We start from the raw sequence: 13,209 nt of genomic DNA on the forward strand, positions 1-13,209 counted from the left end.
TAACAAGAACTATTACCTAAATAGCCTTATACCGATTTTTGATTTAGAGCCACTAGATCTTCAATTCGCAGCCTTGCTTATCATCCAAGTTAACACTCTTGATTTTATATTTTGACTGCAAGTTTGCTTTTTCGCTTTACCCTTAACATCAGCCTTGCTGCAATGGCCCCATATATAATGGCCTGCAACCATAGCTGTACCCATAAAGAGAGGACTTGATTAAATTCAGCCCCCATTTGATTTAGGCGCAAAAACGCATTAATCGCTGGGGTTGAGGGTGCTAACTGCGCCAACCATGTAATTGGCTCAGGGATCATTTCAACCGGCCATATGAATCCTGCAGAGAAAACCAACGGCAAGGAGCTTAGCAAAACCACGACGGTTGCCAACTCACGCCGTGGGATCAATTGCCCCAAAATTATTCCCAGGAAGATTATCGCAAGCAAAAAAGGCACGGTGATCAATGATAATTCTGTCATCGAGGCCAAACGGCTGATGCTGTAGAAACTAAAGCTAAAGCCGAAATAGTACATCACTAGGGGCAGGTAAATGAGGGCGAATACAAACCCCCTCACCAACACCACTCGCCTTGCTGGATAATGAACCCAATAGCCGCTTTTTCCTGCCCGTAGGAACTCATTCTGGCCTCCCCCGAGCAAGCCAACCGCAATCAACAAAGTTTGATGCAAGATGAGGACAAAAACAGCAGGAACTACGTAGTTCACATATCCCATCGTCGGGTTGAACACTGGCTGGGCATTAAGCTTGATCGCCATATAGTGATCAGCAGCCAATGCCATGTCACTCCCCGCCATCACCATTCTGGCGACTTTCACCTCAGCACCCAATGTACCTGCAGCGGTCGCAATCCCTTCTGCAATCGTACCGTAGACTAGGAAGTAAGCCGCATCCCCACCGTAAGCCAACGTAGGGCTTTTCCCTAGCAGGACATCGCGCTGGAAATGATTCGGTATCACCAACAGCCCTTGTACAGCGCCTTGATTAACCAGCGCTTTGGCAGCATCTAACGATTCGCCCCTCTCGGCGATCATCACCTGCGGCGTGGCATCAACCATACGCTCAAGCTTGCGCCCCAGCTCCGACTGATCAAGATTAACCACTACAATCCGCTGCTCTCTTGGCAGCTGGTTGGCATAAGGCAGCGGATAGAGAAACGAGTAGATAAGCACGCCGCCAAACACCGTAAACATAATCGAAGGGTTGGTAAATATGGCCTTTAGCTCGAACTTGAACAGTGAGCGCCAACTCATAAGCTTCCTCCTTCCATTTTAGCCAGTTGACCAACCCGCCAAGCTGAAAGCACCAAGGTTAGTAGGAATGCGACTAGACAAAGCATCTGCGGCATTGCATTCAAGGCTGGTACGCCATGATTGACTTGATGTAATTGAATATCTAGGTAGTGGGTCACCGGCAGCAATGCCCGCCATAACAAGGCAAAGCCGGGCATATCCGTTGCCGGAAACGTCACCCCGACAAAGGCAAAGGCCGGTGCGGTGAACCCAGCAGCCAGACTCATGGCCTTGGTGGCATCTAGGGTGAATAAATAGAACAGGCACGCAACGCCCTGGCAGGCTAAAACCATCAACAACTGTGCAAGCAGCAAGATCCACCATTGCCCATGCATAGGCCAGCCAAGCTGGCCATATAGCGCGGTAAGGAAAATGAGGCCCTGAACAAGAAACAACAAGGTATAGGGGATCAGTTTTCCGGCAAAGTTGCTTAGCGGTTCAGTCCCTAGCCACTCATTAATTCCGGCGTTTCGCTGTTCAGCCGATAAGGCAATGATGGTGGCGATCACTATCGCAATTTGCCATATTGCCGGGATCGTCGCTGACACTAGGAATTGGCCATAGTGGCTATTACTGTTGTACAACGGCGTGATCTGATTACTAACAGGTACCGCTTGCCCCAAAGCTTGCAGGGGAACCCGGCTACCGGAGGCCATATTTTTCAGCGTATCAATTTGCGCATTGAGTGTGCCATGAGCCTGTGCCACTGCTGAGTTCACCAGCTTTCCAATCAGCACAAACTGGCTATTGTAGAACACGGTTGCCGTCGGTGATTTGCCAAGCTTGGTGTCCTGCTCCAAGTTTGTCGGTATTACCACCAGCGCATAGATCTCTCCCCCGCGCAGGGCATGGCTGCCTTCGGCCACGGAAGTATAAACACTCGACACTGCCAAAGTCGGGTTGGCATCATAAGAGCGCACCAGCTGGCGGGACACTTGGCTGTGGTCTAAATCGACCACACCTATGGGTAAATCTCTCGCGATACCCGCCGAAAAGATGCCCCAGATGATGGTAAACAGCACCAAGGGCAGCCAAGTCGTTATCGACAACAGCCAACCCTCCTTGCGGATTAATCGCCATTCACGTGCGAGTTGACTCTTCATTCGCTTACAATCACACCCATTCCGACACGAAGCCCACTAATCGGTGCTATCGGACGTGCTTCCACTTCAAACGTACGCATATCAAACCCTTGAGCTGCATCTGTTGTACGCCAAGTCGCAAAATCCCCCATCACGGCGATGTGTGTCACCTTGAAGGTATAAGTTTCCTCACCCAGGGCCGGGATCTTAACCTCAAACTCTTTGCCCCGAGGGTAATGCTTCAGGTTATCTTCACGCACATTGAACAAGGCCCAAGCGTCATCCATATCCACCACACTGACAACAGGGAAGCCTTGCGGCGCAAGCTCGCCTTCATGCAACAGTACCTGGCTCACTTCGCCCTCAAACCAGCTTGAAATTTGGGTATCTGCGGCATAAGCCTCGACTTCCGCGACTGCCCCGGCAGCCATACGGACCTTTTCTGCAGCGGCGCGTTTGGTTTCAACCCGCGCCCCCTCTTTGGCCATGGTATACATCTGGTAAGCCGCCTGTTCGGTATAGCGTGCCGCCTGCCATTGGGTATAAGCTTCATCGCGCTTCTGCTCGGCCATCACCCCTTCTTTGAAGAGGTTATCAACCCGGCGATAGGTCTTTTGCATCAAGGCTGCAGCAGCTTTGGCTTTTTGCCACTGGTCTTGCGCGGCAGCAATTTCCTGCGCCCTGGCCCCTTTTTCTGCCTGTTGAGACATGGCATCGGCAGCCTGTTCTCCGGCACGGGCCTGCTCGAGCTTGGCATCAATTTCCGGGCTCGAAAGAGTAAAGATCAAATCGCCTTTTTCAACCATGTCACCTTTTCGTACCAGCACTTGTTCGATACGGCCTGGTACCTTGGAAGAAATATTGTAATGCTGGGCTTCTATCTGCCCTTGCATACGCACTGGCTGTGGCTGGTAAGCCGACCAAAACTGATAGCCCAGCCACCCAATCACTGCAGTGACTGTCGCCGCCGTGGCGATCAACGTCGCTTTTGATTTGCCGTTTCTCATGACTGAACCTCTAACCCTTGATATTGCTGATATTGTTTAAAACTATTCATTTCACTGCTGACCGCTAGCAAGCGAGTCAAAGAGATAACGTATTGATAGGCAGCAGCCGCACGCTGGGTTTTCACACTCGCTAGGTAAAGCTCGGCATCGACAACATCCAACGAGGTAGACAGCCCTTGGCTAAACGCTTTTTCGCGCAAACTGACGTTTTCTTTGGCAAGGTCCAGACTTGAGGCTAGTCCGTTGTATTCTTCCAACGACTGCATCGCCTCGCGGTAGGTTTTCTCGACCAGTACCGTCAGATCCTGCTCTGCCTGCGCTCGCAGGTAGTTCACCTGGGTAACGGCACTGTGGGCGGCCTTGACTTTGCCCGAGCGCCCCGAGCTATCAAGCAATGGGATATTTACGCCTACGCCAACAGCCCAGTCCGGTGCGGTTTTTGCCGCCAACGTATCGTCTTCGTGTAAGTTGTAATTCCCGTATAGGTAGACCTCTGGATAATATTTACCCTTTTCGGCGGCCATCAGGCCCTGAGCCTGCTTTTTCTTAGCATCAAGGAGTTGCAGGCCAGGATAGCCAGCCAAGGTCTTATCAATAAATGCCGACATTGGCGGCAGCGACTCGTTAACGAACAACGAAGAGGTCGGCATAGCTGGTACATCGGCTTTCAACAACTTGGTTAATGCCACTTGGGCTATCTCCGTATCACGCTCGGCTTTCTGCCTCTCTACCCGTGCTTTATCGTATGAAGCCTGGGCTTGCAACCGCTCGACTTTGGCGATTTGGCCCTGCTGCTCCAGTTTCTGGGCCCGTTCGAAATGCTTCCTGAGGCCGTTTTCCACTTCAATACGGGTATCGAGTACTTGCTGGGAAAGTGCGACGCCGAAGTAAAACTTAGACAGGTCTTCAAAGGTCGCCTGCTGCTTCATGGCCAACAACTGGCTTGCTTCTTCCGTTTGGCCCTTGGCAATATCCTGCGCAGCGGTGATCCGCCCGCCAGTAAAGATTGGCCAAACGGCACGAATAGAGCTGGTGAACACTTCACGCTTTGTCAGTTGCGAGGTAAAGAACTGATCGAGAACGGGCAAGCTCGGCAGTCGGCTGCCAATAGGCATACTGTCGATTAAATCTGAAGGCTTGATCTCTACAGGCTTATCAAGCCGCGTGTACTTCGCCGTGGCGCTGATGGATGGCAGATACAAATCCCGCGCGGCATCTTGCAGGTTTTGGCTTCGCTCTACATTTGCCCGCTCGGCTGCCAGGCCATCATTCTGGTTCTGCACAATATACCAAGCATCAAGAAAGCTAACCGGATGCTGAACGTGTAGCGGACTTTCCGTGGACAACGGTGCTCGTGTTGCATCATTAGAAGTTGTGTCATTGGCACTTGCCGAAGCCGGAGCAAGCATCATTGCCCAGCAGGTGAACACCGCAACTGGCGTTATTCTCATCGTGTAATTACCTATTTGCCTGTTTTCATGGCTAGAATTACCAATTTTAGAGTAATAACTCTAAAAATCAATAACTGTGGTGCAAGTCACACAAGTTAGCGGTAGTCAGTAACTTGTACTGAAGTAGAATGCTGAAATAGAAATAACTAACTAAGGCTCATCGTTCAGACTCAGGACTATTTTCTGGTATACCTTTGGGGTAAGGCCGCTGATACGCTTAAAAGAGCGGGAGAAATGGGCAATATTTGAGTAACCCAACTGGCTGGCAATATGCGTAAGGGATAAATTTTCGCCCATCATATCCGCAGCAACAGTATAGAGGAGGTTATCTTTGATGCGCCTGAAACTGGTTCGCTCTTCGGTAAGCCTTCTTTGCAGTGTCCGCGGCGTCATGCTAAGTAGTTCCGCCGCTTCTTCAAGTGTCAGGTTGTGCTCTCGGACATAGGGCAGCAATGAAGTAAAAACGAGTTCAGTAAAATTCGCATGCCAACTTACCGAAGGCTTTTTCTCCTCAAAGGACTTGGAGCTAATTCTTAGCGGCAATGCTAACACTTCATCATCAATCAGCCATTCAACCCGCTCATTGCCGACAAAATACTGGATCGAGTTACCCAGGATTGATTTATAGACCTCTGCGTTATCTGATTGGATTTTAACCTGAGCAGGCAGCCAATCCCTCTGCGTCAACACACTGATAAACTCTACCGCGTAAAGCACGGCCCAAATTTCTGACCATATAAACAATGCACTATCATCGACTTTACGCTTGCACCAATACCACGTTCTGCCATGGTTAGTTTCCAGCCCCACATTGGCAACGGTAGAATCATAAAGAAACACTGCCTGGCTAAGTTCTAAAGCCTCTTTAACCGTTTTGCATTGTGAGAACTCCCCTATTAGCCTCGGGATTGCTTTACGCCGGATCGCCGATCGTAATATGTCACCAAACTGGGTGATCCCTAATTGGTTTGCCAATAAAAAAAGAAGCTTTTTCACTGGTTCCTGGGGAAGGAACTCCTGATCTAAATCGAACAGATCCGGGGGAAGCCCCGAGTCTTTGATCGCTTGGTGAGGGTCATGGTTATACTCGTAGAAAATCTCGACCAACACGCGGGCATAACCAGACTTTATCAAAGGAACAACAGGATCTTTACTACTACTCATACGCTGGATTCATCCGGCTATACTCTAACTTCTAAGGGTAGAGCGATACCGCTAGATGGCAAATACCAAAAAGAAAACCACCTTTCAATATTATAAAGGCTCAATGCTTCAGGGAGCCATTGAGCCTTTGAGATATGTCGTATGATTGTTAGGTCACTGAAATATCAAAATTACTTTTCACAGCCCCCAGAATAAGTGGAGCCAGACCAGTAATCTGATGGTTCCATATGGTAACTACCGAAATCGCCATATTTTGAAGTGTCATAACAATCCTCTTTCGGCTCACTATCCCCATAGTCTTTGTCATCTTTACCATGATTCAAGTTATCGACCTTGAAGTGGAAGGTTTGACCTGGTTTAACTGTAAAGTTAACGCAGAACTTCTGGTAACCATCATTATCGTAACCCTTCCCGTAGTAAGGATTAAAGACCTTACTTGCTCCCAGCCACTTAATGATCGGTGAGTCAGCAGATTTAATCTCTAGATCAAGCCTTTCATCAGGATACCCATCTTTATCAGAATCAACCAACCAAATAGGCAACCAACCCTGAGGAATATCTATTTCGCAAACCTTGTAAACTTTATTCGGAATCAATTTAACACCGAAATCTAGCTTACTCGGGGGCGTCATAGCATGAGTGTTGACCTCAGGGCCGTACAGCGTAAATAGCCACTTATCTTCAGTCGGGTAACCATTGGTGTGCTTTTTAATGACAACCATACCTTTTTCAATATTGGTATAGGTACATTCAACGGTTTCTCCTGGGTCTAGTTCAATATCGACAACCCGATTTGGTACGCTAATCTGGCTATTTTCTGTCACCGATTCAGTACATACTAGCTGCTTGAGGAAAAAGTCAGGGCCAGGATCGGCTTCCTCAACGTTGTAACTTCCAGGCTCGACATCGTCAAATACCTTGCTCTGACCGTGATCCAGTATAAATGAACCACTGCCATCAATATCCTGCATGAAGCTAAACCCTGAACCGTACTTAGGCTTAGTTATCTTTTTAATGATAATCTTACCTAGCTTCTCGTTCGTGAACTGGCACTGGAAGGTTTTGCCAGAATCATCAGGCAATTCGACATCAAACTCACAATTATTGCTGCCCGTTTGTACCCAACCCTCACGAGGAACCTCAGTGATGGTGTACGAGCCAGTAATTAACTCAAAGTCCGATGAATCACCCTGGAAGGTTTCATACTGATTCGGAGTTCCATCTGAAGTAGTCAGCACGATACCGTCAACACCTGTATTCGGTCCAATCAACACCATTTGCCAACCATTTTCTCCACCGGCAGGGAAGGTCACCTTGTCGACAGCAGCAAAAGCAGGATCTGAAGGTACTTCTGGCTCTTCCAGCTCCAAAACAATTTCGTCAGAGCAATCTTCAATAGTTGGCTCTGAGGATAAGTCGAAAGTCACGCTATCCATCATTTCACCAATAAAATCCCCACAGCTCTTGACCGTTGCGGTATACATATCAGGCTCAAGGTTTTCCAGAGTCTTGGTGATATCGTTAACAGAAGTGGTGAAGTTGTAAGTCAGTTCCTGAGAAAAGTCTCCGGTATTAGTCACTTCGACAGTACAATCCAAAGTTCCTGAATCAAGCTCTGGAATAATAAGTTGCACATCGAGATCAACAAGCGCAGTACTTGTCACACTCACTGAGATGGGTGACATTTCTGTTCCACTTGTTGCACTCGAACCATCAGAAGCAAGCAGTGTAACCCAGTCATCCAAAGAACCTGTCGCAGCAACTATTTCACCATCGGCTACGGAAACCGTTTTGGTAAACTCGACTGAGTCAACAACGCACCCGCTATCTTGGTTACATGCTACTGGGTTTTGGGTATCGGACTCCCAAACCAAAGGGTCATCAGTAGAATCACGTTCCGTACCGAGTGAATAGCTAGGAATGAAATCACCTAAATCATCGGACAAACTATCTACAGAAAAAACAAGGCTGTCACCTGTGATTTTTTCTCTTTCAGTAATCACAGCAGTCGTCGATGTATCATTGATGATCTGGATTTGATCGCCCAAATCAAACTCAACTTCTATCGGTTCACTAGAGAATGGGGGATTTCCAGGCTGTGCCGGATCTCTGATGATCGCAGAGGCTTTATCGCTAAGCTCTGAAACATCCTCAGGAGGAGCATCTATATCATAAGTGTGAGTGACGAAAATCTCACTGTTTGCCGGCACAAGTACATTATTGAACGTTTCCACGTCCAATAATTTCTTTCCATTGCCGTCATTAATATTACCGAAAATTTCATCAGTGATGTCCGCACGAACATCTCGTGATGCCGAGTTCGATACAAAGATATTGGTTATGACTTTGACGCTATCAGCCGATGACGGTATCACACTCCATTCAACAGTAACTTTTACTTCACCCGAATTATCAACTTGCTGATCACAGGTATTACCGAGGTCAAGATTTGTAGGGTTAACACTTTTATTAACATTCCAAGTGACCCCTTCACCCGATGAGGCCGTCATGTTCTTTCGGATCCCCACAGCTACGATATCTTTGACCGGGATAGGGACCGTGCGCTTACCTTTTTGGAAATCCTCGGACTCGAACATGTATGACTGTAATGATGACCCAGGAAACAAGCTTGCACCAATAGCCAACCTATTTGCCCAATCAATCACACAGGTCGAACCTGGACCTTGAGTTATCGTTAGTTCACGATAAATTACATCCTGAATACCACCTGTCACTGTTCCTGATGTATCTATCTGCTGACTGCCAACAGTAAGCTGACAAGAAGGATCTGAAAATACATTTTGGGTATCTGGCGCTGTGATAATTTGTACATCAAAAATCTCATCATAACCTTCAATACCATTGCTGTCGGCGTTGTCTGCAGCAATGAGCACATTATATTCAACGGTGCCACCGTTATTGCTGTTTGTGGCAATCAGGCGATGGGGAACATAATCGAGTTCATTCCAACCTTTACCCAAATTACCTGTTGTATAAGGGGTGTCATTCCCCCCTAACGACGACGGGTCTTGACAGGTGAAATTGCCATCGGTGTTAGGTAATGTGTTACCACCGGGAATAAGTGTTGGGTTACCATCATTGCGGCACCCTTCTAGCCTAAATTGTACTGTATTAGGCGCTTCATCAAACGCCCATACGGAAGCAGCTTGCATGCTCGCTAAAAAAGCAATACTTGGCCAAGCCCCCTTCCTGAATGTATTGAGGATTTTTGTTTTCATCTGTAACAACCCCTTCTACGACAAAATAACGCAAAGTCAGAGCCAAATAATTGGCTCTGTATGCCCCTGAGTACTTAGAAGTTAGTTACAATGAAGGAGTAAATATCCTTAGATTTAAGACCTTAGCAGTGATGAACCGCGTTATCGTCATCAAGACATATCCCAAAATCTGACCTTAATCACCAAATCCGAGATAGGAATAATATTACTCCCTCCGTAGCAATGACTTATGATACTGAGCAACCGTTTCATCGATTAAGTCATCATTACAGCCGAGATAGTGTTGCGGATCACATGCCTCATCAATCTCTGCTGGAGACAAGATGGCTGACACCGCATGATCCTGTTTTAGCACCTCAACCAAGCTTCCCACAGCAGGGGCATTGGCAATCGCTGATTTGACCTTGCTGTAACCTTCACCACGACCGGCTTTTTCAGCCACCTTCATCATTACCGCTTCTGACATAATAAAGTTGCGAGAGGCTTCGAAGTTATCAAGCATCTGCTGCTTGTTGACCACAAGATTGGCTATCAGTCTCTGAGCACGTTCCAATGCTGTCGAGACAGCCAATGATGATTCGGGCACCAAACTCCAGTTCAGGACCCGCATCGAGGCAGAGCGGACATCATGCTGATCCATCAAGTTCGGCGCACTACTGGCGTACATCCAACCCATACGTGACAAAGTCTGAATCATATTGGCTGCGCGAGGATTGGCTTTATGTGGCATGGTGCTTGAGCCACCACCGGCCTCGCCTTCTCGTACCTCAGCAACAGAGGCCCGCCCCATTGTTTCGGTATCGTTGGCAATACGGCACAAGGTGCCATGGATCAGGGCAAAGAACTGGATGAGCTCGGCAATATTATCCAAGCTCGCATTACCCAAGCCTTTTGGCTCTGTCAGGCCAAGGGAGGCAAATAGACCTTTACGAACGGCTAACCCTTGCGGGCCAATCGACGATAAATTCCCCACGGCCCCACCGTACATGCCTGTTGTTGCCCTAGAGTAAAGCTCATCCAAGCGGACGATATGACGGGTAATTTCCTGCAGATAGCTGCTTACCTGTAGACCCCAGGTCGTCGGCAAGGCATCCATCGCATTGGTTCGCGCTACCATCACGGTATGCTTGTGGGAAATCGCCATACTTTCAAGCAAGTCACCCAAGTTAACTAGCTGGGTGCGCACTAAGTCTAGTGTTTGCTTCACCCGCATTGCCAAACTGGTATCGAGCAAGTCTTGGGTTGTACATCCCCAATGCAGATACTTTTTGACGTTATCATCGCCTTGCTCTGTAAGTTGATCGACCAAAGGTTTGATAGCCATACCAACACGCTGGGTGTCCTGTGCCAAACGCGTCCAGTCAATCTTCTCGGCGTTGCAGAGTTGCTCTATCGAAACGGCAGCCTGCTGCGGGATAAGTCCGATTTCAGCCTGAACCTTGGCAATAGAGACCTCGAAGGTAAGCCAAGTTTGGATAAGGTTATCGTCGGACCATATCCGCTTCATTTCTTTTTGGGTAAAAAGCGGAGAGTAAAGTGTAGAGTCAAATACAGAAACGTTCGAACCGGGCATATGCTTTATCCTAAGCGCCAATCAATTGAGAGAAAGATTACTCTGGCATAAAAATGGTTACTGTACGCTTAATAAAAAAAAGCGGGCGTCTGCCCGCTGCAAATTAAGCCTAATCAAGCAACATCCATCTTGCTAAGAACCTTACGCTATACAGAACGCCACAATGTTTAATTACGGTGCACCGCACCATATAGACCTTCGCTATCTAAATCACATACATTGAGCACAAAGCGGCTCTTATTCTGCAGGAAAACTATCAAGTGCAACCAGACGCTTAGGCGCAACATAACAACATGGACCAAACTTATCTGACACCATGTTGCAGGATGTCTCTCATGCGGTTGTACTGGTATGCCGATTGAATTAGCCCCCATCATCTTCGAACTATGCGCGATCATTATCAGCGCAGCGATCTTAGGTACGCTTTTTTTATATGCCTGCCAACCCATAATCTTGGCTTACATTGCTGCCGGAATCGTCATTGGCCCTTACGGCTTTAACCTGATCCCCAATACCGAACACATTACCCAGATCGGCAATATCGGCGTAATTCTCTTGCTGTTTCTCATTGGCTTGAACCTGCAGCCAAGGAAGTTGCTCGACCTGTTCAAAGAAAGTGCCATTATTACCCTTGGTACCTGTGTCTTCTTTTTCACCATCACCTTGCTGTTCTGCCTCGCTATCCGGTTGTCACTATTAGATGCAGTGATCTGTGCGGCAGCCTTGATGTTTTCCAGTACTGTTATCGGTCTCAAGCTGATCCCAACAACGACCTTGCACCACCAGCGCATGGGGGAAGTGATCACCAGTATCTTGCTGGTTCAGGACGTTATCGCCATCAGTGTGATCATCTTCCTCAACATGGACGGTGGCAATGCCATGATGGTTGGGTTCTTATTAATGCTGGGTAAGTTCGTTGCGATCTGTACTCTCGCGTTTATTGGTGTGCGCTACATTATTTTGCCGCTATTTAGAAAGTTTGATGTCATCCAGGAGTACAGCTTTTTGGCAACATTGGCTTGGTGCTTCTTCTGGGCGGAATTGAGCCATCAGGTAGGGCTGTCCTACGAAAGCGGTGCCTTTATTGCGGGTATTTCGATTGCGACCAGCCGGGTATCACAGGCCATTTCTGTCCATTTGAAACCACTTAGGGAATTTTTCCTGATCCTATTTTTCTTTGCCATTGGCGCCAGGATGGACTTCAGCGAATGGAACCAATACACCTTCTTTGGTATCGCATTTGGTGGCTTGATGGTGGTGATCAAATACTGGGGATTCTCCACCGCGCTGAAACTGGCCAAAGAAAAGCCCACCATGCAGCATGAACTAAGTGCCAGACTCAGCCAAGCCAGCGAATTTTCCTTCCTCGTTGCCTATGCGGCTATGGTCAGTGGCCTGCTATCCATGGAGGCCACCTTGTTCATCCAGATGGCCACCATTACGACGTTTATTATCTCAACCTACTGGGTGGTAAACCGATTCCCGACTCCTATCTCCACAGTCAAGAAATTACGCAAGGATTAATCCGAAAATGGCTGACTCACTTGCAGTAAAATTTCATTGTTTTTCACAATGACTCGTACCAGCGTTAATCGCTCGAAACCCCGCTGAGGGTTATTGCCTTCTAGCCAGCTATCAACACTATTAATATCCGCTGTTACGGCTCGCTTGAAACTACGGTGATCTAGCAGGATAAATTCACGCCGCACCGAAAAATCACTATGGTTTGCCAGGGTAAACAGCTGGTCATCAAGGGTTTGTTGATCTAGCACTTTAAGGCCGGATAATACATCAAGCGTTTCACTACCGACGGTCACTTGGGCAAACACAAAGTTTTGACGGCGCAAGCCGGCAAGCACGGCATTGTAGTTGGCCAAGGACATTTCCAACCTGTACTCCACGCTATCGACTCCCCCTTCTAATATGAAAGCCGTGAGCATTCCATCTTTAGTATTGAACAGGTTGGTTTGGTCAAAGCAAAATGCCCCCCCTTCAGACTCAACGTCATCATCTGTTTGGTACAGAGCTGAACAATCAAAGCCTTCAGGCAGTGATCTCATGTAGTCAACAGAATCACCAAATTCAAAATCCTGCTGTAGTAGATTGGCACTCGAAAGTGGCGAAAATAATACCAAAGCAGCGGAAAGAATAAACAAGTAACAAGCTGATTTTTTGAAGAAAGCTGCAAGATAAGAGGGGTGGTTAAACGGGAAAACTAAAGGCATGATTAACGCTCCATGTAATCTGCCAATTATATACCCAAGTCACCGATAAAAAAAAAGCTGCAATCCCTTAGCCTAGCTGGATTGCAGCCACTACGGTCAGCATTAACGTAGTTAAAGTGGGATAACGCAGCTTCGGACACCTTGTTATCCCAGAGCGG

Annotated in this window: 9 protein-coding genes; 1 reads left to right on the plus strand and 8 read right to left on the minus strand. The window is 47.7% G+C overall.

Annotated features, from left to right (window positions below; translation table 11 throughout):
* Window positions 1–104 precede the first annotated feature (104 nt).
* The 7 genes from R2X38_RS03220 to R2X38_RS03250 all read right to left on the minus strand — a co-directional run bounded on the left by R2X38_RS03220 (window position 105) and on the right by R2X38_RS03250 (window position 10,826).
* Complete coding sequence (locus R2X38_RS03220; RefSeq protein WP_317520649.1) at window positions 105–1,271, minus strand: ABC transporter permease; 1,167 nt, start codon at window positions 1,269–1,271, stop codon at window positions 105–107.
* Entirely contained in the window at window positions 1,268–2,413 is a 1,146-nt protein-coding gene (locus tag R2X38_RS03225) for an ABC transporter permease (protein WP_317520651.1), read from the minus strand. Before R2X38_RS03225 ends, R2X38_RS03220 begins: the two co-directional genes overlap by 4 nt.
* Entirely contained in the window at window positions 2,410–3,399 is a 990-nt protein-coding gene (locus tag R2X38_RS03230; protein WP_317520653.1) for an HlyD family secretion protein, read from the minus strand. The genes R2X38_RS03225 and R2X38_RS03230 overlap by 4 nt, the downstream gene beginning before the upstream one ends.
* Window positions 3,396–4,850, minus strand: coding sequence for a TolC family protein (locus tag R2X38_RS03235; protein ID WP_317520655.1), 1,455 nt, complete (start codon window positions 4,848–4,850; stop codon window positions 3,396–3,398). Before R2X38_RS03235 ends, R2X38_RS03230 begins: the two co-directional genes overlap by 4 nt.
* 150 nt (window positions 4,851–5,000) lie before the next feature.
* The gene (locus R2X38_RS03240) at window positions 5,001–6,014 is read right to left on the minus strand and encodes a helix-turn-helix transcriptional regulator (protein ID WP_317520657.1); all 1,014 of its coding nucleotides are present in this window, start codon (window positions 6,012–6,014) and stop codon (window positions 5,001–5,003) included.
* Window positions 6,015–6,184: 170 nt separating this feature from the next.
* Window positions 6,185–9,253, minus strand: a complete 3,069-nt coding sequence (locus tag R2X38_RS03245; RefSeq protein ID WP_317520658.1) for a hypothetical protein — start codon at window positions 9,251–9,253, stop codon at window positions 6,185–6,187.
* A 205-nt stretch (window positions 9,254–9,458) separates the two neighbouring features.
* Complete coding sequence (locus R2X38_RS03250) at window positions 9,459–10,826, minus strand: adenylosuccinate lyase family protein (RefSeq protein WP_317520659.1); 1,368 nt, start codon at window positions 10,824–10,826, stop codon at window positions 9,459–9,461.
* Window positions 10,827–11,177: 351 nt separating this feature from the next.
* Between R2X38_RS03250 and R2X38_RS03255 the strand changes: the two genes are divergently transcribed.
* Window positions 11,178–12,350, plus strand: a complete 1,173-nt coding sequence (locus tag R2X38_RS03255; protein ID WP_317520660.1) for a cation:proton antiporter — start codon at window positions 11,178–11,180, stop codon at window positions 12,348–12,350.
* On the opposite strand, the gene R2X38_RS03260 is transcribed toward R2X38_RS03255, so the two are convergent.
* Window positions 12,347–13,051, minus strand: a complete 705-nt coding sequence (locus R2X38_RS03260; RefSeq protein ID WP_317520661.1) for a hypothetical protein — start codon at window positions 13,049–13,051, stop codon at window positions 12,347–12,349. The two genes, R2X38_RS03255 and R2X38_RS03260, sit on opposite strands and share 4 nt — an antisense overlap.
* Window positions 13,052–13,209: the final 158 nt, after the last annotated feature.

This window comes from Photobacterium rosenbergii (assembly GCF_033022775.1).
GTDB classification, from domain to species: domain Bacteria; phylum Pseudomonadota; class Gammaproteobacteria; order Enterobacterales; family Vibrionaceae; genus Photobacterium; species Photobacterium rosenbergii_A.

What these genes read in the sequence shown, in the direction of transcription:
- R2X38_RS03255 (WP_317520660.1), top strand. Translation starts at nt 11,178, where the DNA reads ATGCCGATTGAATTAGCCCCCATCATCTTCGAACTATGCGCGATCATT.
- R2X38_RS03240 (WP_317520657.1), bottom strand. Translation starts at nt 6,014, where the DNA reads ATGAGTAGTAGTAAAGATCCTGTTGTTCCTTTGATAAAGTCTGGTTAT.
- R2X38_RS03245 (WP_317520658.1), bottom strand. Translation starts at nt 9,253, where the DNA reads ATGAAAACAAAAATCCTCAATACATTCAGGAAGGGGGCTTGGCCAAGT.
- R2X38_RS03220 (WP_317520649.1), bottom strand. Translation starts at nt 1,271, where the DNA reads ATGAGTTGGCGCTCACTGTTCAAGTTCGAGCTAAAGGCCATATTTACC.
- R2X38_RS03260 (WP_317520661.1), bottom strand. Translation starts at nt 13,051, where the DNA reads ATGCCTTTAGTTTTCCCGTTTAACCACCCCTCTTATCTTGCAGCTTTC.
- R2X38_RS03235 (WP_317520655.1), bottom strand. Translation starts at nt 4,850, where the DNA reads ATGAGAATAACGCCAGTTGCGGTGTTCACCTGCTGGGCAATGATGCTT.
- R2X38_RS03250 (WP_317520659.1), bottom strand. Translation starts at nt 10,826, where the DNA reads ATGCCCGGTTCGAACGTTTCTGTATTTGACTCTACACTTTACTCTCCG.
- R2X38_RS03225 (WP_317520651.1), bottom strand. Translation starts at nt 2,413, where the DNA reads ATGAAGAGTCAACTCGCACGTGAATGGCGATTAATCCGCAAGGAGGGT.
- R2X38_RS03230 (WP_317520653.1), bottom strand. Translation starts at nt 3,399, where the DNA reads ATGAGAAACGGCAAATCAAAAGCGACGTTGATCGCCACGGCGGCGACA.